The sequence below is a fragment of the Methanopyrus kandleri AV19 genome, from assembly GCF_000007185.1.
GTDB lineage: Archaea > JAADCQ01 > Methanopyri > Methanopyrales > Methanopyraceae > Methanopyrus > Methanopyrus kandleri.
Genome location: NC_003551.1, coordinates 1,096,274 through 1,121,116 on the forward strand (window position 1 = coordinate 1,096,274; position 24,843 = coordinate 1,121,116).

At 62.7% G+C, this 24,843-nt stretch carries 26 protein-coding genes, 1 pseudogene and 1 CRISPR repeat array; of the genes and pseudogenes, 13 read left to right on the forward strand and 14 right to left on the reverse strand.

Annotation, left to right across the window (positions count from 1 at the left end; translation table 11 throughout):
• Nucleotides 1–21: 21 nt before the first annotated feature.
• A complete protein-coding gene (locus MK_RS05935) occupies nt 22–972 on the forward strand; it encodes a H(2)-dependent methylenetetrahydromethanopterin dehydrogenase-related protein (RefSeq protein WP_226988739.1) in 951 nt (316 codons plus the stop codon).
• Between the two features lie 304 nt (nt 973–1,276).
• Here MK_RS05935 and MK_RS05940 read toward each other — a convergent pair whose 3' ends face one another.
• Nucleotides 1,277–1,561 (reverse strand): 2TM domain-containing protein, encoded by a 285-nt coding sequence (locus MK_RS05940; protein WP_011019491.1) that lies wholly within the window; start codon nt 1,559–1,561, stop codon nt 1,277–1,279.
• A 362-nt stretch (nt 1,562–1,923) separates the two neighbouring features.
• On the opposite strand from MK_RS05940, the gene MK_RS05945 reads away from it, so the two are divergent.
• Nucleotides 1,924–2,913, forward strand: coding sequence for a hypothetical protein (locus MK_RS05945; protein WP_011019492.1), 990 nt, complete (start codon nt 1,924–1,926; stop codon nt 2,911–2,913).
• 3 nt (nt 2,914–2,916) lie between these two features.
• Here MK_RS05945 and MK_RS09310 read toward each other — a convergent pair whose 3' ends face one another.
• The 4 genes from MK_RS09310 to MK_RS05960 form a co-directional block, all read right to left on the reverse strand.
• Nucleotides 2,917–3,216 (reverse strand): hypothetical protein, encoded by a 300-nt coding sequence (locus MK_RS09310; protein ID WP_226988623.1) that lies wholly within the window; start codon nt 3,214–3,216, stop codon nt 2,917–2,919.
• Nucleotides 3,144–3,899 (reverse strand): endo alpha-1,4 polygalactosaminidase, encoded by a 756-nt coding sequence (locus tag MK_RS05950; protein WP_226988624.1) that lies wholly within the window; start codon nt 3,897–3,899, stop codon nt 3,144–3,146. Before MK_RS05950 ends, MK_RS09310 begins: the two co-directional genes overlap by 73 nt.
• A 214-nt stretch (nt 3,900–4,113) precedes the next feature.
• Nucleotides 4,114–4,665 carry a HEPN domain-containing protein gene (locus tag MK_RS05955; protein WP_148679707.1) on the reverse strand — a complete coding sequence of 184 codons (552 nt, stop codon included), beginning with the start codon at nt 4,663–4,665 and terminating at the stop codon, nt 4,114–4,116.
• A gap of 122 nt (nt 4,666–4,787) precedes the next feature.
• Nucleotides 4,788–5,618 carry a hypothetical protein gene (locus MK_RS05960; protein WP_011019494.1) on the reverse strand — a complete coding sequence of 277 codons (831 nt, stop codon included), beginning with the start codon at nt 5,616–5,618 and terminating at the stop codon, nt 4,788–4,790.
• Between the two features lie 299 nt (nt 5,619–5,917).
• Between MK_RS05960 and MK_RS05965 the strand changes: the two genes are divergently transcribed.
• Nucleotides 5,918–6,205 (forward strand): hypothetical protein, encoded by a 288-nt coding sequence (locus MK_RS05965; RefSeq protein ID WP_011019495.1) that lies wholly within the window; start codon nt 5,918–5,920, stop codon nt 6,203–6,205.
• Between the two features lie 117 nt (nt 6,206–6,322).
• Here MK_RS05965 and MK_RS05970 read toward each other — a convergent pair whose 3' ends face one another.
• Nucleotides 6,323–7,408, reverse strand: a complete 1,086-nt coding sequence (locus MK_RS05970) for an MFS transporter (RefSeq protein ID WP_148679708.1) — start codon at nt 7,406–7,408, stop codon at nt 6,323–6,325.
• Between the two features lie 841 nt (nt 7,409–8,249).
• Between MK_RS05970 and MK_RS05975 the strand changes: the two genes are divergently transcribed.
• A complete protein-coding gene (locus tag MK_RS05975) occupies nt 8,250–9,047 on the forward strand; it encodes a DJ-1/PfpI family protein (RefSeq protein ID WP_011019497.1) in 798 nt (265 codons plus the stop codon).
• A 719-nt stretch (nt 9,048–9,766) separates the two neighbouring features.
• Nucleotides 9,767–10,093, forward strand: coding sequence for a hypothetical protein (locus MK_RS05980; RefSeq protein ID WP_158295959.1), 327 nt, complete (start codon nt 9,767–9,769; stop codon nt 10,091–10,093).
• Between the two features lie 792 nt (nt 10,094–10,885).
• Here the strand turns inward: MK_RS05980 and MK_RS05985 are convergent.
• Both MK_RS05985 and MK_RS05990 read right to left on the reverse strand, forming a co-directional pair.
• On the reverse strand, nt 10,886–11,161 hold the full coding sequence (locus MK_RS05985; protein ID WP_148679711.1) for a hypothetical protein: 276 nt from the start codon (nt 11,159–11,161) through the stop codon (nt 10,886–10,888).
• Between the two features lie 97 nt (nt 11,162–11,258).
• Complete coding sequence (locus MK_RS05990; protein ID WP_011019499.1) at nt 11,259–12,146, reverse strand: hypothetical protein; 888 nt, start codon at nt 12,144–12,146, stop codon at nt 11,259–11,261.
• 582 nt (nt 12,147–12,728) lie between these two features.
• Here MK_RS05990 and MK_RS05995 point away from each other — a divergent pair.
• A pseudogene (locus MK_RS05995) lies at nt 12,729–13,238 on the forward strand (nucleotidyltransferase domain-containing protein); the annotation flags it as partial.
• A gap of 18 nt (nt 13,239–13,256) precedes the next feature.
• Nucleotides 13,257–13,754 carry a HEPN domain-containing protein gene (locus tag MK_RS06000; protein WP_148679713.1) on the forward strand — a complete coding sequence of 166 codons (498 nt, stop codon included), beginning with the start codon at nt 13,257–13,259 and terminating at the stop codon, nt 13,752–13,754.
• A gap of 212 nt (nt 13,755–13,966) precedes the next feature.
• Here MK_RS06000 and MK_RS06005 read toward each other — a convergent pair whose 3' ends face one another.
• Nucleotides 13,967–14,197, reverse strand: coding sequence for a hypothetical protein (locus MK_RS06005; RefSeq protein WP_011019501.1), 231 nt, complete (start codon nt 14,195–14,197; stop codon nt 13,967–13,969).
• Between the two features lie 380 nt (nt 14,198–14,577).
• Between MK_RS06005 and MK_RS06010 the strand changes: the two genes are divergently transcribed.
• From MK_RS06010 to MK_RS06025, 4 genes are all read left to right on the forward strand, one after another.
• Nucleotides 14,578–14,799 (forward strand): hypothetical protein, encoded by a 222-nt coding sequence (locus tag MK_RS06010; RefSeq protein WP_148679714.1) that lies wholly within the window; start codon nt 14,578–14,580, stop codon nt 14,797–14,799.
• Nucleotides 14,800–15,191: 392 nt separating this feature from the next.
• Nucleotides 15,192–16,248: direct repeats of the CRISPR family, unit length 36 nt; unit sequence GTTTCATTACCCGTATTATTACGGGTTAATTGCGAG.
• A gap of 902 nt (nt 16,249–17,150) precedes the next feature.
• A complete protein-coding gene (locus tag MK_RS06015) occupies nt 17,151–18,008 on the forward strand; it encodes a hypothetical protein (RefSeq protein ID WP_011019502.1) in 858 nt (285 codons plus the stop codon).
• A 50-nt stretch (nt 18,009–18,058) separates the two neighbouring features.
• Nucleotides 18,059–19,171: an MFS transporter gene (locus tag MK_RS06020; protein WP_011019503.1), complete on the forward strand. Its 1,113-nt coding sequence runs from the start codon at nt 18,059–18,061 to the stop codon at nt 19,169–19,171.
• A 188-nt stretch (nt 19,172–19,359) separates the two neighbouring features.
• Nucleotides 19,360–19,980 (forward strand): DUF1678 family protein, encoded by a 621-nt coding sequence (locus MK_RS06025; RefSeq protein ID WP_148679963.1) that lies wholly within the window; start codon nt 19,360–19,362, stop codon nt 19,978–19,980.
• Between the two features lie 41 nt (nt 19,981–20,021).
• Here the strand turns inward: MK_RS06025 and MK_RS06030 are convergent, their stop codons facing one another.
• Complete coding sequence (locus MK_RS06030) at nt 20,022–20,390, reverse strand: nucleotidyltransferase domain-containing protein (RefSeq protein ID WP_011019505.1); 369 nt, start codon at nt 20,388–20,390, stop codon at nt 20,022–20,024.
• A 20-nt stretch (nt 20,391–20,410) separates the two neighbouring features.
• Here MK_RS06030 and MK_RS06035 point away from each other — a divergent pair, with 20 nt between their 5' ends.
• Nucleotides 20,411–20,632 (forward strand): HEPN domain-containing protein, encoded by a 222-nt coding sequence (locus MK_RS06035; RefSeq protein WP_011019506.1) that lies wholly within the window; start codon nt 20,411–20,413, stop codon nt 20,630–20,632.
• Complete coding sequence (locus MK_RS09115; RefSeq protein ID WP_011019507.1) at nt 20,625–20,798, forward strand: hypothetical protein; 174 nt, start codon at nt 20,625–20,627, stop codon at nt 20,796–20,798. The genes MK_RS06035 and MK_RS09115 overlap by 8 nt, the downstream gene beginning before the upstream one ends.
• A gap of 62 nt (nt 20,799–20,860) precedes the next feature.
• Here the strand turns inward: MK_RS09115 and MK_RS06040 are convergent, their stop codons facing one another.
• From MK_RS06040 to MK_RS06055, 4 genes are all read right to left on the reverse strand, one after another.
• The gene (locus MK_RS06040; protein ID WP_011019508.1) at nt 20,861–21,100 is read right to left on the reverse strand and encodes a hypothetical protein; all 240 of its coding nucleotides are present in this window, start codon (nt 21,098–21,100) and stop codon (nt 20,861–20,863) included.
• On the reverse strand, nt 21,097–21,537 hold the full coding sequence (locus MK_RS06045) for a hypothetical protein (protein ID WP_011019509.1): 441 nt from the start codon (nt 21,535–21,537) through the stop codon (nt 21,097–21,099). Before MK_RS06045 ends, MK_RS06040 begins: the two co-directional genes overlap by 4 nt.
• 108 nt (nt 21,538–21,645) lie before the next feature.
• The gene (locus tag MK_RS06050) at nt 21,646–22,158 is read right to left on the reverse strand and encodes a hypothetical protein (RefSeq protein WP_011019510.1); all 513 of its coding nucleotides are present in this window, start codon (nt 22,156–22,158) and stop codon (nt 21,646–21,648) included.
• 569 nt (nt 22,159–22,727) lie between these two features.
• Nucleotides 22,728–23,642: a hypothetical protein gene (locus tag MK_RS06055; RefSeq protein ID WP_011019511.1), complete on the reverse strand. Its 915-nt coding sequence runs from the start codon at nt 23,640–23,642 to the stop codon at nt 22,728–22,730.
• Nucleotides 23,643–24,843: the final 1,201 nt, after the last annotated feature.

Below are 24,843 nucleotides of genomic sequence, written 5' to 3' on the forward strand. Positions count from 1 at the left end.
AGCTGATCGAACCACTTGGAGGTGCACTACGAACTACCCCTGGGTGGGGCACACCTGGCGTATCGGGCGGCGGAGGCCGGACATGACGTAGTCCTGTGCGACCCCTCGTTCGACATCTCCGAGGAGTCGATGGAGCGGTTGGAGTCGGCCGGTGTGGAACTCGTGACGGACGATACCGCAGGTGTGGAGCACGGTGAGATCCAGATACTGTTCACGCCGTTCGGTCATACGGTGAAGATCGCCCGAGAGTTGCTCGACGACGTCCGTGAGGGGGCCGTTCTCTGCACGACGTGCACGTGCCCACCGATCGCCCTGTACCACGGCCTGGAGGGGGAGCTTCGCACGAAAAGGGAGGACGTCGGTGTCTCCTCCTTCCACCCGGCCGGGATCCCGGGGGCGGAGACACAGGACCTGATCCTGGTGGCGGACGCGCGGTCCGAGGAGTCGGGGATCGAGCTGGCGTCGGAGGAACAGGTCGAGCGGTGCGTAAACCTCGCGGAGGACATGGGGTACGACGTTTACGTCCTGGATCCCGAGCTTATCTCATCCATCGGTGACATGTCCGTCGTCCTTACCGTGCGTATAGTCCAGGCGATCTGTAACTACTTCTCGGTAGCGAGGATCTGCGGTGCACCCATCGAGATGATCGAGGAACAGGTGGAAGAGGTGCTGTCGACCATGGCGTACCTAGTCGGGAGGTACGGGCTGGACGCGTTCGATCGGATGGATGGGAAGCTGCTGCTGAGGTCGCTGCGGAACATGGCGCTCACGGAGGACGTCGAGCGGGTCGTGGACTTCTTCGAGCGGTGCTACGTGGACTTGCTGAGCGGTGACCGGGAGAGCATGCGAGAACTGAGCTCCATGATGGTGCCTCCGGACAAGCTGGTGGACCGCGTCCGGGAGATCGTGGGAGAGGCGCCGGTCCAGTACGCCCGGCGGAGGTTCTTCGAGGAGCGGCGATGGGGCTCGTGAACCGCCCTTTCCTCGGGTCGCCATCCACGATCCGGTGCCGGTCGCCCTTTCGGGGGATCCGAACGGTGAGGGAAAAACGGTCGTGGGTTAGGAAACGCATCAATATGGTTTTAATCATCCCGAATGGTGTTTCCTTTCTTTAATCCTAGTATCTTCATCGCGGTCTCCGGACGGTCCGTAGGTCGTGGGTTGGACCCGACGAGACCGCCGCACGATCCGACTACGCGCATCTCGGGCCCCGACCCCACCTCCATCGAAGCCGGAGCGGAGTAGGAAGGGGGTCCGCCCGGGCGTCGAGGGCGGACTAAGGCCCCTGAACCCGCCGCAGCGCTTCTTCCTCCAACCGTCGGATGTTGCGCTCAGCCCTCCGTACGCCCAGATAATGGCAGTAGACTCCGGCTCCCCAACCGAGCACCGGCCAGATCACCCAGATGACCCGCGGTGTCAGGGTCAGGTTCATCACCACCATGGCCACGCAGCCGATCAAGTAGATAGTCAAGTGCGCGCGGAACCCTTTGAGTGCCTCTTCGTAGTACAGCTCACGGAACGTCTCGCGGTACTCGTCGAGCTCGGATGTTTCGGAGGACACCGTAGCCCCCCGAAACCGCCGCGTCGATCCTGATAAGGCCCCCGGCTCTGGGCCGACCGAACACGACTTACGGTACTCAAAAGCCTCTCCTTTTCAAGCCGGAGGACGGTGCGGAGGGACACCCACCGAGCGGGTCGAAGACGTGTGGAGTCCGGGCCGATCCCGAGGACGTGATCCGAACCGGTCGTCCCGGACCCTCGTCCTTCATGTTATCTCCGTCAAGTTACGTTACGGACCGCCCGGAACTCGGGATTGGCACCCCCGACGGCCCGCCGGGATCGACCGGGCGCGTCCCCGTAACTTTTTCGTGCTCTAAAGTCGTGGTCGGCCGTACCGGTTACTACGGGGGTTACGGCACCGAGTTGAGGATGATCGCGATCTACGACTTAGGGTGGTTCTCCCGGGCCCTGCTCGCGGATGCGACGGTCGCGGTGATCGGCCTGACGATCGTCGCGACACTCATCGCTTACCTCGGGCTAGGTGGACCGCTCCGACCGTCGCTCGCCGTCGGGGCGGCCGCCGGGGCCCTTGGGCTCGTGATCTACTGGTACGGCACGCTCCTGGCCTCTTCATGCCGGATACGCGGCGTCGGCCGCACGGACTGGGGCGTGGTCGTGGGAGTGAAGTGCCGGACATCGTCCGTGGCCGTGGTCGGGATCTTGGGAGAGGGTGAAATCGGTGTCGAGAGGGGCCGGATCGTGAAGCGTGAGACCCAGTACGGTCTCTGCCTGTACAAGCTCGTGTTGCCCCGCGGTGAGGGCCTCCTCTGGGTGTACGGTCAACCCGAGGGGCTGGTGGTGGCCACCGTCGGGAACGGGGTCGCGGTGTTCTCCGACGACCTTCCCCGGGTCCTCTACTTGGGTGTGATCGCCACCGGTAGCCTGCTGGAGTGGTTCCTGGACGTCGTCATGCCGTTCTCGACCCTGGCCGACCTCGCGATGGAACCGGCCTGGAGGATCGTGAGGGAGTCGAGCTCGATCAGCTGCGCCCCGTCGTGGGACAGGCTCGCGCGGGAGGTCGCGGTGGATCCGGGGATGACGGCCCGCGCCCTCGAGGGTAGGGTCGCACTGGTCCACCGCGACGTCGCGCTGTTCTTCCTCTCGGTGCTCATCGTCGTACTGGGAGTACCCGTGGCGCTGTCGGTGTTGTCGGGATACGGCCCGGTCCTATACGAGCTGATCGAGCCGTTGGTGGCCGTCCTGCAAGGCGTCTGCGGGGGAACGTTCCCCGTCCTGATCTGCACGCTCCTCGCCGCGCTGCTCGTGGGTTACGCGGTCCTCCTACTGACGTCCCCGCTGCTCCTGACGTACGTCGGGTTCGTGACCCGGCTGACCGCGGACCGTCACGCGTGATCTTCAGGCCACCAGGAGCTTCAGCAGCCTCCCCATGGTACTGCCGGGCCTCTTGAGGAGCGCCGTCGGGGGGACGGCGGCCTTCCCCAGTCGATCGTGGTCGGGCGAGGTGATGTACACCTCCTCCACGTCGGTGCGTGAGAACAACTCTGTCAGCCTGTTCCGCTCGCGCTCCGGGTCTATCCCGTACTCGAACACGTACACCCAGTCCCCGAGCCTCTCCAGCGCTCTCAGCTTCGCCTCGAAGACGTTCCCGGGCGTGGGCCTCCCCTCCTCGTCCGCGACCACGTTCTCGACGACCACCCCGAACCCGTAGCGGTCCTTGAGCTCGGCGAGCCTCCGGTCGAAGACGGCGTCCCGGCGTTCACGTAGACTCTCAGGCCGAGGTCTCGCGCCGTCCGGAGGAGCTCCTCCAGCGCCCGGTAGGACCGACCCTTCAGCTCGTCGACGTCCCCGCCGGTTTCACGGTGGAACCACTCGACGTACCAGTCCCGCGACCAGGGATCCACGACGTCGATGAACACGCCCTCGTAGCCGAGGTCCCGTAACTCCTTGAGCTTAGCGCGGAGGGCGTCGAGCCAGGCGCGCTCCCAGAACCGGACGGCGTGGTCACCTGGCCACTCCGGATCGGGGCGTCCCAGGAGCCTTTTGCTCCGCGTCAGACGGTACAGGTCCCTCTGGTGCTCGCCGACCGTGGCGAGCGATAGGTACGCGACGGGCTTTACGCCGTGCTCACGCAGGGTCCGGAGCTCGTCCTCGGTCCAGGGCCGGTCACCGGGACCGCAGTAGGGATCGACGACGAGCGTGCGCGGACGCTTCTCGAGGATCACCCGAAGGTTGACGTCCTGCCAGTACGTCGCGAGCGGCACGCCGTGATCGATCACTGTAAAGGCCAAGAAGATCGTCAGGAGCGGCTTCAGCGAGGTGCATTCCCCCGGCGGTTCCGTGTGGACGGGTTCGAAGCTGTGTGCGGGTCCGACGGACACCCGTTAGTACCCGGTCACACGGCATGCCCTCGGGCGGACGCCGCCACGTTTTCATCCACATTAACTTAACCCCGGCCCGGGAATCCGGTGGGCGCGGGAGGGGCCGATACGAAGAGCCTCCGATCACGGAGGAGGAGTTGAAGGACGTTGAGGAGTAGTTGGAATGGGCCCGCAGGCTGGTCCGAGTCGTTGAACTGGTAGTGGAGCGGGAGGGCTAGCTCAGCTCTTCGACGACCTTGAGCACCTTCTCCGCGTCCCTGACGTTGCTCTCGGCGATCCCGCGGTGGGCCTCGATCTCCCCGAGGCGGACGTCCTCCCGGCGTGCGACGCGAAGTATGCACTCCCTGAGCTCCTCGGGTACGTCCGACGCCTTCTCTATCCCCTTCAGGATCTTCACGACGTCCGCGTGCGGTCCACCCGTTAGCCTGCCCTTGAGGTAAGCCAGGTAGATCAAGGCCTGGCGGACGGATTCGGCCGATAGGAGCAGCTTGAGCCGCGCGCCGTCCAGCCTATCGGCCAGATCCAAGGCCTCCTTGGCCAGTCTCAGGACCCGAATGGCGCGGGTCATCGAGACTCCCGTGAACCTCGTTAACCTCGACGTTACCGTCCTTGACGATCGCGTACACGTCCATACACGGTCTGCGTAGGGACTCGAACTCGGGGTCGCCGGGGAGACGTTCACCGGGTCCTCCCAGGAGAGGCCGCCCCTCTCCAGGGTCTCCTCGACGAGTTCCTCCACCCTGCGGCTCGGTACCTCGTCGCTCACTACGACGGCAGGCCCAGCGCCGGCAAAGCTATCTTACCGATGCAGAGGTTGATGGTTTCGCTGAATCACTTTCAAAATCTGGACGGAAGGAAGTAATGCCCGAACGGATCGACTCGCTCCCACTAGGAAGCCTCCTTCCAGTCGTTATCCCATATCCCAGTCCTCAGACTCTCCTCCAACCTTGCCGCACGGATCCGTCCAGCTAGGTCGCATTCCACGAAATCTTCAGCCCACTCCAACATTTCCTGGATCTGGCTAATGATTCGATCAAGTTGCACCCGCTGCAGCCCGTACCGGTTGACGTCAACCAGGAACGCCATCCGTATCTCGTCATCCCCGTCGCGCACGTAGTTGGCCGTTTGGACCCTGCGCTTGTCCACTATCTCATGCCGTCTTGAGAGTATGCACACCAGGTGCTCGCCCACCTTATCCGCTGGTACTCCAGCAAAGTCGCCGATAATCACTGGGTGGCGCTTCAGCCGGCCCATGAACGACTGTAGCTGCTTCTTAGCGTTAAACAGCAGCCTCCTCACTGGTTCCACCTCCGACCTGTAGTCCGGCAGCACCGTGACGTGCAGCGCGTACGGAACTTCCTCACCCAGCCGAATCGCCGTGGCCGCACCGATCGCTCCACCCAGTCCCCAGACCAGCACCGGCACCCGATCGGCTCGGTACTCCAGCTTCACCACTTCGACAAACTTCTCAGACAGCTGCTTCAGCGCCTCGCTTTTCTCTGCATCCTTCATCGCCGTCTCGTAGTCACGGTGGGCACCGCTAGGACTTCCGTAGGCCACCTCGACTCGGCTGGTTTGAAGGCCCAGCTTCTTTGCTAGCTCCTCACCGCTCTGGATGCCGTCGGGCGTGTCGACCAACACTACGCTGGAAGCTTCAAACGCTGAAGCCACGTACGGGGCCACCCGACACCCGAACGTCCCAGCACCGACCACGATCAACCTTCGCCGCTCCCCAGATAACTCCCCAAGGTGGAGAACGCGCGTCGTTACTCGCCGTCGTCAACGTGTACGATTAAGCGTGAATAAACTTTGGTCAGTTTACTAGCGCCGGCATACCAGCTCTGGTTAATGTAGGTAACGTACTTAGGGTTGACATCGACGAGTTCCGAACCCATCCAACACAGTATATGCTGTCAGTATGAGTTCGCTCTAACCTCAAATGATCGTATTGCCATCGTTCGACAATAGCACTGAACTGTATATGAATAGTACTACATCGATGTAGGTGTTAATCAACATTGTTCATCGGAGTACTCCTCGCACCGACCGTGAACTTGCTTCTGCTCATAAGTTTGGTTAAGCTACTTCATGTCAAGTGCTCGCTTCAAGGAGCGGAGCTGATCGCCCGGATAGCTCCGATGATGACGCTGGGGGTAGTCCCCGCGGTCACCGTCGAGGCGCGTAGTCTGCTCACCAGGATACCACCGACGGCGACCGTAGAAAGGATCCTGACCGTCCTCAACGTGCCAGCTGTGTTCGTGTACGCCTTCTCCTTCTTCATCCTTGTCCACTGCTACCTATCGTGAAACCGCGCTGCGGCGGTCCTTGACCGGTTCGATCGGTCGGGCCGTGGGATACTACCCTGTTCCGGTACGGTCCCCTCACAGCGTTCGGCGTGCCGAGGGTACGAGGACCGTGCGGGATCATCGAGGGCGTCGGAGCAGCGGGAGGACGCTCGCCAGTGGGATCGCACCGGAGATGTAGAACACGGCGCTGAGCGAGACGTCCGCCAGCAGCCCGGGCAGGGACCCGGTGAGCCTCCCGAGGGACATGATCGAGCCCCACCATCCCATCCCGAGGCCGCGTCTCTCCCCGGAGACCTCCGCCACCAGCTTGAGCGATGACGGTTGGGCCAGCGAGTACCCGACCCCTCCCACGCACAGCAGGACCACGGCGACGGGTACGCTCTCCACGAAGGGCAGCACCAGCACGCCCAGGGCGGCGAGCACGCACCCCAGCGCGGCCAGGACGGTCGGGCTGTACCGGTCGGCCAGCCACCCGCACGGCGCCTGCAGGGTCACCGCCACGGCGTTGCGGATCGCGAGTACCAGTCCGATCTGTGCCGGGTCCGCGCCGAGCTTCTTCAGCAGCAGCGGGACGAACGACTCGATCGTTGGTTGCACGGCCGCGGTGGCGAACGCGGGGAGCGAGGCCCGGAAGAGCTCCCGGTCGACCTCTAGCGATCTCTTCAACACCTCGAGGGGTGAGACCTTCTCCCGGGACGTCCGGACGTCCGGGAGCGATCCCGCCAGCGGTACGGCGAGCAGTGCCGGTAACGCGAGGACGGCGAAGGCCCAGGGTCCGACGCTCCGGTAGAGGTAGCCCCCCAGGGGCGGAGCCAGGACCATCGGAAGCTGGGTGACCGCGTTGAAGACGCCCAGGGAGCGACCGCTGTCCGCGACGGTGGACAGGAGCGGCGGCCAGAGCGCGCCCATACCGAGACCCAGGGAAACTCGGCTGGCCAGCAGCGTCCCGGGGTGCGGGACGAGAACCAGCAGGTCGGACAGCGCGTACCCTAGGGCCCCGAGCGGCGCGAGCCTCCTGGGACCGTACGCGTCCGTCAGGGCCCCTCCGACGGGCCTGGCTAGGAGCTGCGTCACGTTGTGTACGAGGTTCATGACGCCGACGAACGAGCGGGGGTAGCCCGCGTCCACCACGTAGAGCGGGAGGATCGGCAGGACTGATGTCAGGGACACCGCGCACGCGATGCCCACGACGTGTGCGATCAACGGCCTCACCCGTGTTACGCGGTGGATCCCGGACGCCGCGGATGGTCTCCGGTCGTGCGGGACTCCCGGTTGAATATTTTTGTTGAATACTTTTAATTCAGTTCACACGATGGTCACCGGACGAGGGATGATCGCGGTCGGACGGTAGACGGTTCGGGGACACCGATCACCCGGAGCTCCGGGTGGTCGAGGTGATCACCGTAGAGGCCGCTCACGGCTGCGGTCATCGGACGGTGTACCACCGGTGTGCGGATGGTTCAACGGGGACCCTTCGAGGGTCACCGGTGGCCTCGTCGTGGCCCTCAGACGCCGCCCGTGGGCCGGTCCGTCGGCGATGGAATCGAAACTGTAATGCCTCCATTTCTCGGCAGAAAACACGGGAGCGGGTTTTCGGTAAGTAAATATCGATCCCTGGCCTTCTAGACCTTGATAATGTCAGAAACTTTTAAGTATCATGAACTCGCTACACACCTGTGGCAACCTCGGGAGCTAGGTGAGGCCGACTCACTCGCCCGTGGCATAATCGTTATAATTATCGTAACGTTTCTGCCAGGACTCGGTGGAAGCGACGGCCGATGGGGTCCGCGGGGTCGGCAATGGACGGTCCGATCATCGGGATCTCACCGCTCACCCGTCTCCTCATCCCGTGCGCGCCTGTGGGCGCCTCACGGGAACCTTCCACACCGGTTCCGGTCGACCCTCGGTTTCCGGCGGCAGCACCGTCCTCCGGTACTTCGCACGTTCTCCCCGTCAATCCTAGGCCCGGTGAAGGCTCGGTGGCTCCGGCGTCTCGAAACGCACAACTGCCTTGTCGTCACTCCAACCGATTCGGGGGAGACCTTTGAGGCTTCCGGCGATCGCGGCCGGACTGCTGATACTCTTCGCCCAGCCGGCGAGCTGCCTGAAGGTGGCGGTGTTCGCCGCCGATGACGTGGAACCCACGTGCCTCAAGGCCATCGAGAAGGTACTCCGGGACGCGGGCGTACCATTCGACGAGGTCAAAGGGAAGGACATCGTCGACGGGACAATCGTCGAGAGGTACGACGTCCTGATCCTGCCCGGTGGCGCGTACTCCGAGCGCGTCGTGCATCATCCCAGGTTCATCGAGGGGCTGAAGGAGTTCGCGAGGGCGGGCGGCAAGATCGTGGGGATCTGCGCGGGTGCGATCACGCTGGTCAAGGGTGGGCTGGTCAGGGCGAAGGTGGAGGGAGCGGGTCTCGGCGTGGGTAAGGTGACGCTGGAGCTCGAGCGCGATCCCCTCACGGAGGGGCTGCCCGACCGCCTCGAGGTCACGTACATCAACGGGCCCGTGATGCGCTCCCAAGGGGCTAAGGTGGTGGCCCGGTACGCGGGAGGTATCGTGAGTCGCGGGGACGCGATCCTCGTGGACCGCTACGGTAAGGGCGAGGTGATCGCGATCGGACCGCACCCGTGTCACGACGAGAGGGGGAACGTGAACACCCAGGGCGCCAAGCTGCTGCTCAACGCCCTGGGCGTGAAGAAGCGGGTCAAATCCGGGAAGGTCGAGGGTGAGGGTTGGTTCCCGACACCGGTTCCGGTAGCGGCGGTGATCCTGGGACTGGTGGCGGCGCTCGGGGTCCGCGGGCTGATTTCCCGACGTGGTACCGGGGTGAAGTAAAAGCACCAGAACCGTGAGCTTCCGGTCCGGGGCCCGGGTCGTCCCGGCGGGTCGGGAGAGCGGGGCGGACCCCCGCCCGATGACGGCCCGTCGTTTCCGCCCGGGCACACCCGTTCTCCTCCCCGTGATCCGGTTCTTCGGGCGCGTGATCGTCACTCCGTTCTGTTTCACGGTAGGGAGGGAACCCGTCCCGTGTCGTGTAGTGGTGTCCTACGGTCGCGGGGCCGGTCCGGTGGATTTCCGTGAGCTTAAGGTTGAGTCCGTTAACTTCCCGATGTGTCCGGTGTCACTCCCGTTGGCGGTGGGCTTCGGTGTGCGAGTTCTCGGGGAGCGATCGGTGTACCGCCGATCGGGGCGCCATTCCTAAGTCTCAGTAAGGTTCCCTACGGGCTCCGGCACCGTCGGTGGCTCCAGTGGGGTTATGTGGGTTCGAAAGTCATCCCATTAGCCGCTGTTTTGAATTTGTTTTGAAACCTTTACTTTCAGTTGTATGCAGTCGTGAAATTTCAGCTAATGATACTTTCCTAAGCCCGTGCTGAACCCCCGGGCGATTAGCTTATTTATCGAAACGATGAACGGTCAGGCGGGGTAGACGTGAGCACGGAGATCCAGGAGGTCTGCTGCAGACTGGAAGGGTACCGTCGGAAGCTGGAGCGAGTCATACGACTCCTCGAGGGGGATCCGGACGGTAAGATCGCCGCGACGCGATCGCCCTGCTCGTGGCGGTCGTGGAGGAGCTCAAAAGGGCGCGTGCGTTGGTCGAGAGGAATCTCGAGAGCTGTGAGGACCCGAGTTCCCTCGAAACCGCTTACACCGTGGTCGCCGGCATGCAGGTGTGCGCGGTGGTCCGTCAGGTGTTCCACCTGGTGAGGACCCTGGAGCGACTCGTGGGTAGGGAGCGTGTCTGGGAGCTCGTTGGAGGACGGACGATCCGGGACCTCGAGGAGCTCGAGCACCTCCTACCGCCGCTGTACCGGCCCGAGGTGGACGTCCTGCATCTCTCGCAGGGTGAAGGGGGTCGCCGTAGCGTCGAACCGGTCCTGTGAGGCCGTGGACGGAATCGAGTCCGGATCGAGAGGGCGCCACGTCGCCGGGGAGCTAGATCCTTCGTAGAGTGCTATCTGCCAGGTAGTTCCACCCTTCACGCTTTTCGGCACGGGAAACGATGTATCGAGAGCGCGGACGTTATCGGAACGTCCTCGGGGGAACGCGCTTGCGCCCGGCGCCCCCTCCCGGTCCCGCTCCTTCTGGTGCCACCCCAACCACGGTCGTTTTCGGGTTAAACAGAAACGAGTAGACGACAAAAAGGGCAGGTTATGTTTTGTATCTCAACGGAAGATGGTCGTAACGCGGTTTACGGACGGTAAATCACGGTCACTGGGCTTTTGGCCCCGAGTATTGCCAGAAATTATTGCCAGGAATTTTTAAGTATGATGAACTCGCTGTCCCATTGATGGAACGCGATGCGAGGGTCGGGTGGGAGCCCGTGATCCGGAACCGCCAATTGTTATGGTGTTCGTAACAATTAGGGTTCCCGGAAGAACCAACGGACGGGACATCTGACGTACGGGCGACGCTGGACGCGGTGCGATCAGACGTGCTCGCGTAGTTATCCAGAGGTGGTGGAATGGGTACCGGCGGTGGCGATGCTCATCCAAGAGGTGCCGGACGTAGTGATCGTTTCACCCGACGACTCGAGGCTGGAGAACCTCCGCTCCGGTGATCTTGTTCGGATCTCAGCTGAGTCCTACGCCGGCGCGTCGGGGGAAGAACCGACACGGTACTGGGAAGATCCGGTACGGCAGTATTCTACCGTCGAAACTGTCCGTCTCGAGGTTTTATTCCCTGGAGACCACGATCTCGCAGCCCCGCTCTCCCAGCCTCTGGTACTCCGTGACCACACCGCCGAAGACGTCCTCCAGGAGGCCGATCACCACGCACACGACGTCCTTCACGTCACCCTCGAGCAGCTCCCGGACGGCGCAGAACGGGCACGCCCGGATGCGCACGATCACCCGGTCGTTCTCCTCCTCGATCTCCACGTCCTCCCCGAACATCAGGCGCAGCTGTTCCTCGAGAGTCTCGTAACCCAGGGTTCGGAGCTCCCGCGCCAACGTCCTAGAAAAGCATCGGATGAAGGCGTTACGACCCGGTCCGAGGACGATCCAGGAGGCCTCTTCCAGGGCGGCGATGCTCGTCGATCACCGGCGGTCACTCGACGAGGTCCCGGAGCCTGTCCTCGAGCACCTCTCGGATTATGCTCGGGTGTTCCGGTATCTTGACGTCCTCCTCGGTCTGTCCCGGGGTGAGGTTGGAGAGGAGCTCGAAGGCCCGCGCCGCCTCGGTGAGGTCCTCCCGCTCCGGTCCGTCGAAACCGTCCAGGAGCCTCTCCAACTCCCTCCTCACCGTGGGCCCCAGGGCGGGGGCCACCGGGTACCGCGCCAGGTCGAGCACGACCGAGAGCGCGCGTAGGACGTCCGTGACGTCCACGAGCTTGAGACCCCCGCCCCCCGATCCCCTCACCTTCCCACGGTCCACGGTTAGACCGTGACCCAGCCTCGCGACCGCCACCACGCGCTCGAACGCGTCCTCGCCCGAGACGCTCTCCACCGCCCTCAGGGCCGCCAACGTCGGGACCGTGGTCAGGTCGACCGAGGGAACGGCCCGATGCGGGTGCAGCGCCCATCCCAGGTCCAGGAACAGGGGTGCCCTCTCCGACGCGAGCTCGAAGACGCGGTCCGAGAGCGTCAGCACGCCCGGGAGGCCCAGGATCACGGGTTCGACACGGTCCACTACCTCGCGAACTTCCTCCACCCGACCGTCGTCCTCCGCGATCACCTCCACCGACGCGGTCACCTCGTACCCGACCTCCTCGGAGGCCTCCAGTAGCCTGAGCACGGTCGAGATCGGAGGGGTGTAGAGCGGGAGGTGAGCGTGGACGCGGCCCGGCTCCACGAGCTCCTCCTCCGCGAGCTTCACCAGCAGGCCCAGGGGATGCCTGACGTTCCTCACGACCGACCCCTCGAGTCCCAACCTCTTCAGCAGGCTCAGATCCACCTTCAACCTTCTCCTGAGCGCCAGCTCGTGGGCGTCGGACACCAGGCGGAGAAAGGCGTTGAGCTCCAGCCCGGTTACCCCCTTGGCATCACATCACGGACGTCCGGTGGGGGCGAGAAGGGCTCGTAGTCTCCCAGTCTCCCCTGGGGGTGGGCAACCTCCAAGTCGCACACATGACGGCTCATCACCGCGCGGTCACATCGCGCAGCCCTCGCACACGTCCATGATTAACTCTTTTCACGGTTCACGACGCGTTCCGACTACGGTGGTGCATCGCACCCGCGCTCGGACGAGATCCCGAACCGTCCTACCGAACGACCGGTGCCCCACTCCCGGCTCGAGCCGTCGGATGGCTCGACATCACGCATCGCACCCCGACACCAATCGACGCACGCTCGAGCGATCACGAGAGGGAGTCGGTGGCCGGCCGATCGTACTGGTAGGTTCGCCTGGAAGCACGCCCTCGCCGAAGCGTCGGTACGGGGCCCTTAAATCCACTGTAACGCGTCGTCGAGCTGACTGAGGATGACGTCATCTCGGGGAGTCACGGACCGTGTTCCTCGGGGATTAGAAGGAGGTAATCCTTAAGATAGCCCGTGCGGCGCGCGAGGTCCTGATGAGGATGCCAGGATCTACGTCTTCGGGAGCGCAGTTAAGGACGAGATGACGGCGGTTTCCGACCCGGACGTAGCGGTGGTCGTGGAGGACGAGGTCGATCCCGGGAAGATGGCCTCCGATATCCTGGAACGGGCGGGTGTGGACCCGTTCATCCCAGTGCACCTCCACGTGGTGACCCGGAACGAGTTCGAGCGTAACCGGCCCGACGTGTACGTCGAGGTGAGACCGGACGGTACCCTCCGCAAGCACGGTAGGCCCGAAGTACCGGGTCGCTCGGCGTCAGCGGTTCGAATCCTGTGGGAGTCGGGGCTCGCGCTGCTCGAGGTCACTGACGAGCTCCCGCCGCTGGCCGGCCTCGTTACCGCCCACGAGGGACTGAAGCTGTGCCTCGAGGCGACGACCCTCGCGCTCACCGGGTCGCCATCTCGGGACCCGGAAAACCTACCGCGGGACGTCGCCCGGGACGTCGAGGAGGTTTTGGAGGTCCTGGAACGGCGCCTGAGAGCGGCCCGATAGGGTGAGGAGCCGGATCCTGTGGAGGTCCCGGAGCACCTCGACAGGTGCAGGTCGATCGTGGGGCGGCTCCGGGACGCGCTCCCCGTCGGGCTACCGGTTCCGGGAGGTATGGACGTGGACACGGAAGAGCTCGTTCGGATGGCCGAGTGGAAGCTCTCGGAGGCCGAGCGCGCGCTGGAGGAGGGCCCGGAGTCGCCCGCGGTCGCCGAGGCGCATCAGGCCGTCGAGCTCCTCGTCAAGGCCGCGCTTCGGGAGCTGGACGTCGAGCCACCGAGGACTCACGATATCCGACGGCTCCTCGGCGTGCTCACGACGGAGCTGCTGGACCTGGGCGAAGGGGACCTGGCGGTCGAGGTCCGACGGATCGCCAGGGAGCACCGCGACACGCTGGCGTCGCTCCTGGAGGGGTACTTCTCCCTGTTCGAGCCGCCCTTCGAGGGAGACGCCGAGGAGGTCGTGCGGGCGGCCGGGAAGGTCTTCGAGGACCTCCGCCGGATCCTGGAGAAGGTACGCTAGATACCGGGGGACTGACGTCACCCTCGGCACCGCGGACGGGTCGTCACCCTCCCCATAGGCCTTCATTCGAGCTCAGGTATTTCCAGGCCTTCCGCGCCCGAGCCCGGATTCCTGATTCGTGGGAGTTCGCGGGAGTCGGATCGGAGAGCTTCCCGCGTCCGGCGGGTGCGACCGACGGTGCGCGTTCGTAGTCCCTTGCCTAACGGAAGTTCTTACCCCTCCATCATCGCCCGGACCGGCGCGTTGATCCACTGCAAGGCTAGTGCCAGCGCGCCCAGTGCGTGCAGTCGGATCGGGTAGGCGAAGTACAGGATCATTCGCCCGGAGCCCGTCCGGACGATCATCGTCCCGCCCGGGCCCATGAGGATCCTCCCGCCGCGGGCGTGCCACGCGGGGAAATACTTCACCTTGACCAGGACCCACCGGTGACCGCTCGTGTCCACTTCGACCCGATCCCGGTGCATTCGGGTCGGTACGGGATGAAGCTCCGATCCGAACCCGTTCAGTATCTGGGAGTACAGACGCCGTTCATGCAGGCTCGACCGTCGGCAGGTGATCCCACCGGCGTTCGGCCCGGAGGAGGTGGAGGGAGTGCCGCCGAGAAGCGTAGAGCGACGACGCGAGCAGGGCCGGGGCGAGGATCCGACGGTCCCTATCGGCGATCGACAGAGACCGAGCCCGAACGATAGCGTCATCGGGTAGATGCCGCCCATGATCCACTCGAACTACATCCCGGAGGCCGCGAGCGCCCCCGTCCCAGGCTGAGGGTCTCGCCCTAGGCCTAGACTCCTCGCGAGCGCGTACGCGCCGAGGGTGAACGAGAGTGCCGCCAGGAGGAGCCCCCGCGAAGGCGCTCGGGCCGCTCAGGACCCCCGCCAGCGGGGCCCGTGAGGTGGTGGGGGAGGAGGCAGTAGAAGGTCGTGTACGGGAACCCCAGGTACCAGTACGGGCACAGGTCGATCGGGTCGCGTCCGGTGAGCGCCCTCAGCGCGTACTCCGAGGCGAGCGCGTGCGGGAGGCGCGTCCCGCGGCACTCAGGGGTTGATCAGGATCGGGGAGACGATCACGACCGCGGCGAGCGCGGGGACCGCCTACCACCCGTGCCGTCTCACGTCGGACACCCTTTCCCGCCGGCGACGATTGGGAGATCCCGGCCTCTTATCCGCGACGATCGCCCCGCGCCCCGATGGTGCGATCGAGACGTTACGAGTTACGTAACGATAAGACCCGTCGTCGGTGTCGACGTACATCTCTGTTGTGAACCGACCACTTACGCTTTGAACTTGGAGATCAACCTGCACTGATCATGAAAGAAATGGATGAATAACTTAACGTAAAGATTCTTACAGTGATTACAGATTAATTGCTAGCGAGGGAAGAGACTACGGCGAGAGGACCAAATAGATGGCGATTCAGGGGGCTAAAGAAGGTCACTAGGTTTCATTACCCGTATTATTACGGGTTAATTGCGAGATGCAGGCACAATGAGTTTGCGGACAAAGACGATAATGTATTGTTAAGAGTGTATACGTTTCATTACCCGTATTATCACGGGTTAATTGCGAGTATGTTAGCTGGTCGAGGAAATTGTGGCGGTGTTAAACTCCGGAGAAACACGTCGAACCCGTTTCATTACCCGTATTATTACGGGTTAATTGCGAGCTCGCGATGCGTGTGCGGACCGCACCGTGCCCGCGTGCTATGACGGATCTCCTCTTCGCGACGTTTCATTACCCGTATTATTACGGGTTAATTGCGAGACATGAGGTCCAGTTCCAGAAGCCTGAGCGGAAGCGCAAGGCGCTCGACCCGGAGTTTCATTACCCGTATTATTACGGGTTAATTGCGAGGGTCAAGGAAGTCTTCCCTTCACTGAAGGAAAAACTAGAGGATGACGAGGTTTCATTACCCGTATTATTACGAGTTAATTGCGAGAACCTAACTTAGCATATGATGGTGGTTATAATTCAGATATTAACGCTAGCATATCGTTTCATTACCCGTATTATTACGGGTTAATTGCGAGCAGACTGGGTAAGGGAGGACAGAGACGGGGAGGTGGAGACATGGGTCCTTAATGTTTCATTACCCGTATTATTACGGGTTAATTGCGAGGAGGGCAATGAGGAAGGAACAGCTGAGAGCTCGGGGTATCACCGAGCTAACACCGGTTTCATTACCCGTATTATTACGGGTTAATTGCGAGTCGTAGGGGTAGTAGAAGAAGCATACGAAGGACTCATGGAATCCTGCAAAGAGTTTCATTACCCGTATTATTACGGGTTAATTGCGAGCTAGCTGTGAAGGGAGTGTGTGTAGCGAGCCCCTGAGAAAAATAATCCGTTGGTTCGTTTCATTACCCGTATTATTACGGGTTAATTGCGAGTGCTCGCCCGCTTCTTCCGCGAGACCCTGTATCATGACCGGGAAGAACGCGCTACCGCTTAGCGAGAAGAACGTTTCATTACCCGTATTATTACGGGTTAATTGCGAGGGCGGGCGGTTCTCCCGGAGGATCACCCTTTACACTCCGAAACCACCGAGGAGATTCCCCACTCCTCACTCACTAGGAATTAGTATACCGGTCCTATTTAAAGATTACCCCGATTCCGTCGAACACTTAATCATACTAAAATCCGATACTAATTTGTTTCCCTTTAGTCAAAAGTTTAATATACAACGTCGGTAATGCTGAAAACTATAGTTTCTTCTGATGAGTAATTAATAAATTAACTTGATGAAGTAATAATTACAAAATGCTCATAAACTACTTTAGTACCTCGTGAGAACTGTAGTTCTTTGCTAACGGTTAGAATCGTTATCTCTTCGAATTGAAATAAGGTGCAAAACTTGCACTATTAAGGTGCATATTTTGGGCTTCAGGAAAAACCATTACCAGTATTGATAAGTATGAGTAAACATAGTAATACTTCATACTCAAGCGCTTCGAAACTACCGCTTCCTACGCGGAAGAACTAGCTTTTCTACCAAGTTAATTAACTCAACGGAAAATTAGTACGACATAATATTACTACTTCTGGCATTCTCTCATGCTAACCCTCCACGCCGACTCGCCGAAGGTTTTTGTCATCCGATGGGGCTCCGGGACATCGACCGTGGGCGGGAACGGCGCGCTCCACGTGCTGTCCGATCCCCTAGGAGAGCGTCGTGGGATCACCCGTCTCCGGTGGAGGGTGGGAGCACGGGATCCCCGACGGTCACCGGCACCCACGTGCGGGACGGGAACGCCGTCTCGGGAGGTGACGGGAATGTCGGCAGTCCGAGTCGCAGCCGCGGTCGCGGTGATTCTCGCACTGATCGCGACGCCGTCGGAGGGGCTCGACCCGGCGACGTTCGCGGAGCTCGGCGGCGCCCTCCTCCAGGCTGGGGCTCCTGTTGCCGGAGTACCCGAAGCCCGGGACGGTCCGCGAGGCCGTGTACGTGTTGTCCGTCCCGGGGGACCGGGCCACGCTCGACCTGGTGTTCGACGTGCCCCCGTGGGCCCGGGTCTTGGACCTGTACCTCTCCGCGGGCTCCCGGGTGCTCGGCGCAGGGATGGTCCCGAGGAGTGCCTACTCCGGGCTCGACCACTACGTCCCGGCCCCGGAGCTGCCCGGGTTCGTGAGGCTGGAACTGGCGGGTGAGCGGACCGAGCGGTGGTCGTCGGATCGGTTCCCGGCGACCGACCCGTGGTTGAGGGGGCTGTTGAAGCGGCACGGCCTGCGCTGGACCGTGGTCAGGTACTTCCTGCCGCGGAACGGCCTGTTCTGGGCGAGGTGCGAGGTCCCGCTGCTCGACGGGTTCGTGGTCTGGCCCGCCCCGTTCGTCGGCGGGTACTACGTGTACGGCGGTGTGACGGAGGCCCGACTGGTCCCGGAGGGCGGTCCCGACCGGCGGCTGACGTTCGGACCCCTGCCCCCGCTCTCCGATCTGGACGCGACCCTGGTCCTGGTCCTGGACGGACCGCCCGCGGTCGTGGTCTCGTCCCGGGGCTTCCACCGGACCGTGCTGGTGTTCCGGCCCGTGGGCGCGTCGCCGGAGGCCTACCGGTACGCGGCGGACCCCCTCCGGGTCGCACTGGGCCTGCTCGGAGGGGCGGTGAGTCTACTGGTCCGGCCGACGGTCCCGAAGGCCCTGGCCGCGCTGCTCGTCCTGGTGCCGGTCGCGGGCCTAGACTACCGGTGGCCGTGGCTGACGGGCTGGGCGACCCTGGGTCCGGCGGTGCTGTTCCTCTGCCTGCTACACGTCCTCTGAGGGGATCCGCGTTTAAGCCCGGTGCGGTCCGTGACCCCGGGTGACGCCGCTTGCCCGGTCGGGTACCCAAGGACGTGTGGCTCCTAGGAGCGGTCAGCCTCCTCAACGACGTTAGCTCGGAGGGTATCTTCGCCCTGCTCCCGTACTACCTGACGGCCCTGGGTGGCGGTCCCGCGCTCGTCGGAGGGACCTGGGGAGGTATGGAGCTCGTCAAGAGCCTGCTCAACGTCGTCTCCGGTCGCGTCTTCGGCCGACCCGGGTGGGCCAAGCCGGCCGTGGCCGCAGGGTACGGGTTCTCCGCGTGCATGAAACTCCTGCTCGCGCTCGTCCGGGATCCGGTGACCGCGGGCCTGGTGGCCTCGCTCGAGCGCGTGGGTAAGGGGATCAGGACGCCGCCCAGGGACGCGATCCTGGCGGGGTTGGCGGGATCCGAGCCCGGCCTGGTCTTCGGGGTGCACCGGGCGCTGGACACTTCGGGGGCGGTTCTCGGGGCGCTCCTCGCCGGGGTCCTCCTGACGTACGGGGTGCCCGCGGCGACCGCCGTCCTGGCCTTCGCGCTGGTCGGGTTCCTCTCGCTGGTGCCGCTGATCCCGGTGGAGGAGCGGCTCGAGGAGGGATCCTCCGAGGGGGAGGGGCGCGGTCGGTTCCCGCGGGCGCTCGCGATCGTCGGGCTCTACCGGTTGGGCGCGGTGGGCTGGATGATGTACTCTCTGAGGGTCCTCGGGGTGCAGGGTCCGGCCGCGGCCGCGTTCGCCTACGCGGGGTTCTCCACCCTGCACGCGCTGACCTCGGTGCCGGCGGGGAGACTCTCGGACCGGTTCGGGCCCGGGGTCGCGCTGTGCCTGGGGTACGCGATGACGGCGGCCACGGCGCTGCTGGCGGGTTCGGGACTCGCGGTGGCGGCGTTCATGCTGTACGGACTGGCCTACGGGGTGGTCGACGCGGTCGAGCGGGCGGCCGTGGCCGAGCTCTCGGGGACGGCGGCCTCGTACGGCGCCTACCACGCGCTCGTCGGGGTCGGCTCGCTGGTCTGCGGGCTGGTCGTGGGGTGGCTGTGGGAGTCCGTCTCGCCGTGGGCGGCCTTCGGGTACTCGGCGTGCCTGACCGGGGTCGCGGCGGCGCTGGCGCCGGTCCTGATACTCAGGAGAGGGTCCGGCGGGTGAGCTCGATCGGGTCCGCGCCTCCCGGCGGTCTTCGGCCTCGTCCGGTTGTATGGGAGAGTGGGATCGCCCGTGATCTCCCTGTCGGGGCAGTGTCGTGATCGCGGATGGCAAGGTTTATATTCTGAGATGTCGTTCTCTCCCTATCTCCATACAACTTGGGGGCACATTAGGGGGATCGTGTGCCGGAGTTGGTCGAGTCGCACGTCCACGTCCCGATACCTTCCGATCCCGTGGAACGGATCCGAGCCCTCCGGGTCCTACGGGAGGTCTACCGTCGTGGGAAGAAGCCGAGCCTGGAGGTGACCTACCGGACCGTGGGAGGTAGCACGTGCGGGCCGTACTACGTCGCGAGGTGGCGTAAGGATTCGAGGTTCAAACACGGGCGCACGCTTTACTTGGACAAGTCCGAAAACGAGAGCGTTTCCTTCGTCGAGTGGCTGGTTTCACTGGATCGGAGTGAGGTTTTGGAACTAGCCCGACATCTCATGAGGAACCTCCGCTCGGTGCTCAAGACACTACTCACCGAGGTCTTAAGTCTCCCATACAAGAAGGCGAGACGTGTGCTCACCCGCGGGCTCGCACTGGCCTTCGACGCGAGACCCTCGAACTCACCGCGGATCCGGGACCTCCTCGAGGAACTACCCGACCGGCTCGAATCCTTCGCCGTGAGAACCCTGGGAGGCTGGCCCGCCCACTACTCGAGCTACCTGAGGAAGGTGATCCGCTCCCGCAGGAGGTCCCTCGACGGGAGGCACGAGGTACCCGACGTGGAGCTCGAGCTGGAACGCTGGAAACTCCGGCACGGGTGATCCGGACACTGACCGCATCGACCTCCCGACGGCGGCACCGGTCAGAACTCCTCGTACTCGTCGAGGAGCACCCTCCAGACCTCCTCGTACTCCTCCGGGGTGGCGAGGTGGAACTCGATCGGGTGACGCTCCGGGAGGTCGAGCTCCCTCTCGAACTCGCGGATCAGGTCCACGCGGTCCTCCAGGTCCTCCGGGACTCCGTCGGACACGATCAGCACGTCCAGGTCGCTCCCCGGGAGCGCCTCGCCCTTGACCGCACTCCCGAACACGAACACGCGGGTCCCCTCGCCGAGGAGACGCCGGGCGACCCTCGCGATCCGCTCGCCCCACTCACGCCACCGCGACACGAACTCCCGGTAGTTCCGGCGGTTGATCCGGGCCTCGAGGACGTATAAGTCGCGACCCGACACGGTGAGCCCCGGGTCTCCCGATGCGCAGGCTGAGGAAGAAGCTTCTGGAGCGCGCCGAGGGGTCGCTGGAGGCCGCGCGGTGGCTCCTGGGACGCGGTAACACCGACCTGGCGTTGGTCATGGCGGAGCGGGCGGCCGGGCTCAGGATCAGGGCCGCCCAGATCCTGCTCGCGGGGGAGCACGCGCGAGGACACGACCTGAGGGACCTCCGGGGACGAGCGCATCGACGGGTTCGTGTGTGAGCACGCGAAGGCCCTCGACGTGCTGGGCGTGGCCTACACCGAGTGCCGGTACGGCGCTTGGGAGCCCTCCGAGGAGACCTTGGAGTGGGCCATCGGGACCGTCGAGGAACTCTTCGAGCTGCTCGAGCGGGTGGAGAGGGACCACGGACCGGCCTCACGACCGTGACCCGGGTGGTCGGTACTCCTTCAGCCCCGCCCACTCCTCCCACGTGTGGAGGACGATCCTGTTCATGGTCCACCTCCGGGCGCACTCCTCGTCGAACGTGACGGCCACGGGTAGTACCGCACGGTCTCGACGACCCGACCCCACACCGTGACGATCCGGTGATCGCGCACCCACCTCTCGTATTTGAGCGTCAGGAGGAAACCCGTCAGCATCGCGGCCGGCGCGAGCCACCCGCAGTACGGCGGCAACGACCCGAGGACTGTCGCCGCGCCCACGCCCGTCCCGACGACCGCGGGGATCACGAACCTCGGGAGCGCGGGCTTCGGAACCCCGGTAGTAGCGTCGCGACGTCCGAACGGTACGAGAACACCAGCAACCCGGCGAACGTGGACACGAGCTCGAACCTCACCGACGGTGGCGAATGACCGCCGAGCAGGACGCTCATCTCGTAGGTAAACGCCAGCGCGACCCATCCCATGGTGGAGACGACCAGGAGGTACCCCGACGGGGCGCAGTTGATGAGGTCCGGCCTGAAGACCAGCCGGGTGACGGGGTCGCACCGGGAGTTCTTGAACTCCTCCGGTTCCTCCCATGACCTCGGCTTCTTCTCCTCGACCCCTCGACCCCGAAGGACGTCCATGGCCCGTTTCCTCCGCCGCTCCCAGGCGATGTGGAGTATGAACAGGCCGTACGCGGTCACGCCGGTGACGACCAGCTGCGGCGCGAGGATCGCGACCACGTACTACATCGGGATCAAACCGACGGTTCCCCCGAGAGTCCCCCGGTCACGGTACGATGAGTTAAACCGCGTGGAACCCGGGCGGGCGTCGACACCCCCGTGACGCGTTCACACCCGGAGCTCGGGCCTGGGCCTCGCCGGGTGCGACACCGCAGCCCTATCCCAGTCGTGTGCGGCCCAGTCCGAGTGCTCGTAGTACGTGCTCCCCTCGACCCAGCGCACGCTCACGAGCGACTCCCTCGCGACCTCGAAGGGGAGCCGTACCCTCCAGGGCACGTGCGTCCTGAAGGCCCTCACGCGCTCCCCGAGGAGCACGTGCGCACCCTCGGGTAATGGTCCGTCCTCGAGGAACGTCGAGTCCTCGGTCACCGGAAACCCCTCCGGGTCGGGCACGAGGAGCACGACCTCAGCGCCCGGTGGGCCCTCGACCCGGAGGACACCCTCACGCCACTCGGACCGCGCCTCACCCAACCGCCGGAAGAACCGCTCGAACGTACCCGGCAGGTCCCCGGAAGCCACTTCGACCCAGCGGTCGTCTCGGAGCCTGAAGAGGGCACCCTCGTCCAGCTCGGGGGTGCGGAGGACCGCGGTCGTGACAGGATGGAACTGGAACGTGCGCATAGCGTCCACCCTCCCACGCCAAGAGGGCCGCCCCTACCGTGCGACCTCCCGATATCACTCCCGGTACCAACGGGTATTAATTTAACGATAAACGAGATGAATCGGTGGGGACCGCGCCGTCCGGAGGAATCACCCCAGGAGCCCGCGGATCCCGTCCGCAAGGTCCCGAGGCAGTTAAGACCCCGTTTCATCGACCGTCGGGATGCTTCCGATGAAGAGTCACTCCCCTGCCGAGTGGTGACGAGTTTTCCTCTTGGCGGAGGACGTCCGAGGCCTCCGCCGGATCTCCTACTCCGAGTTGAGGATGCGGCGTTGAAACGGTACCACACGGGTCCGGACGGACCGCGGCACCTGGAGCCACTTCCACGGAGCGTACATCCCATCGAAGCCGGGTAATTCGTTTCCGAATCAACTCGCCCTCGCAGTGCTCCAAGGCGAGGAACTCAACTTTCGGCCGAGGCCCACCCTCGACACGTCTCGGCTCCGCGGACATAGCCCGAGGATGGAGGAGACGTCCACCGCCACGCTCGTCCCGACGGTGATGGTCGGTCGACCCGGAACGTCGGATCCTACGACGTCCTCGAGCGCTCCCCATTCCTCCTTCGGATCCCCGCGATCTCGTAGTAATCCGGTAGCGACTTGAACCTCCGGTGCTTGCGGATCCACTTGCCCGGCTCGTCGTACTCGACATCCTCCTCCGAGTCCTCCTCCTTCCGAGTGTCGGCGATAGTGGCCTCGCCCACACCGTTCGAGTCTCCCTCCAACTCCTCCCACATCCTCGCGTAATGGAGCTCCTTAGGCTCCCTTCCACCACGCAACGTCCGAACGATACAGGCTCCGACGGCTACGAAGTACGATATCGTCAAGATCAGTAATACCGTCTTAATGTCCACCTCCAGCTCCCATCCGACACCCAGCTTCTCACACACCTCGTCCCAAGCATCGATCGAGAGGACTATCAGACCGGAGGTGGAGGGTCCGACTATGGGCGGGATCCCGTCGATCGCCTCGAACCCCAGGTACGCCAGCGATTTCACCTCTATCCCGGCCAGACGCCCGCGACTCCCGAGCACGAACGCCTTGATCCACCTCTTAGGCACGCTCACCTTCCCCTCCATCAACCCCGCGACCGCCAACACCGCCCGGGCACGCAGTTCACGGACCCGCTCGGGCTTCCGGGTCAACACGAACCCTCGCGAGACGAGCACGATCGTGTGGGCCCCAGGGGAGGGTTTGATCCGGATCTCGTCCCCCCGAGGTCGAACGAACACCTCGTGGTACGAGGAGAGCAAACCCTCGCAGGCGAGTAACTCACCCCGACCGGGGAGCACATCGGCCAACCTCTCGGCCAACTCCTCGTCCCTCAAGAAAGTGTGAACGCGCCACGCATCCACCTCAACGTGACCGCCGAAAGTCACGATACCGACACGGTGATACTTGAACGACGAAACCCTGACGACGATCCAACCGTCGTCGGTGCTCACGTCTTTAACTTCGATATATTTGTTTAAAACCAAATTCACAAGATAGGGTATTATAACCAAAATTAACGCTATCTCGAATTTGAGTCGAGCACAAAAGAAGAGCCCAAATGCTGGAAAGAAAGTCATTAGAATTAAACTAGCGACGGCTGGATGGAGTACTATCGGAGTCGGTAACGGTATCGTCTTTCTGTAAATTATATAGTATTTCAGCGGCCCTGATCGCGGTTTTGGTTCCGATAAATTCCACAGGATAGCTATTGGATATGACCATATCGGAAGTGATAACCAAAATATTGTAATAATGACTACTATTATAGATGTTAATCCGATATTAGACAGTAAGTAGTCCAAGGAGTCCAAGGGCGTCACCCTCTACGCGCTTTATACAAATACATTACTTCCGTCAACAGGTCCAATACTTTCCTCTTAGAGGTTATAGGAGAGATTACTAGTGAGATCCCAGTAGATACTGCGACACTGGCGAGTTGGGGTACGATCACGTAGAATAAGATCGCGTGGAGCGGGTCACTACTAGCTTTTAATATAGTGCAAATTATGTAGTAAACTATGACTAAAGATAGCACATAAACGATGATTGGTGTGAACGCCGGGTGGAGACTCGAGAGTAGCATTAGACCGTTACTCTTCACGATTCTATGGCTGGATTCTACCAACGAAACGCCTTTGGAGCCCACTACAGCGAACTCTATTAACCATTCGAGTAAACTGATTCGATCCAATGATACGTTAGTCTTTTCTTCTATATCTCGTAATGTTGAGGTGTAACTATTCCTACCTAAGAGCAATGGTAAGGTTACAGTAGCGAGCGCGTCAAAGTTGTAAACTTTATCTAAATTTGTATTAGATTGGCTTGTAGTCAGTGTAATCCCAGGAGTAATCACTGATACGATATTCCCGTTTTCAGGGTTGTGTTTTACTTCAATAATGCTCGAGCCTGGTTTCAACACGCCTAGGTAGAAGTTGACACGTTCGACGCCATCAAGTGTGGAAAATAATGTTCTCAGAAGACGCTCGGTCCGCTTTGAAATTGAGTACTTTATAAGTTCGCTACCGCGTGTTTTAAGTTCTAATTGGATGTTATTAGTGTGTATATTCTCGCTGAAACTAGCGATTAAGATTGGTTGGTAAGTGATTGTGAAAAGCTTGATTCTAATTTTGTGGTTAGACGGTAATACTTTCG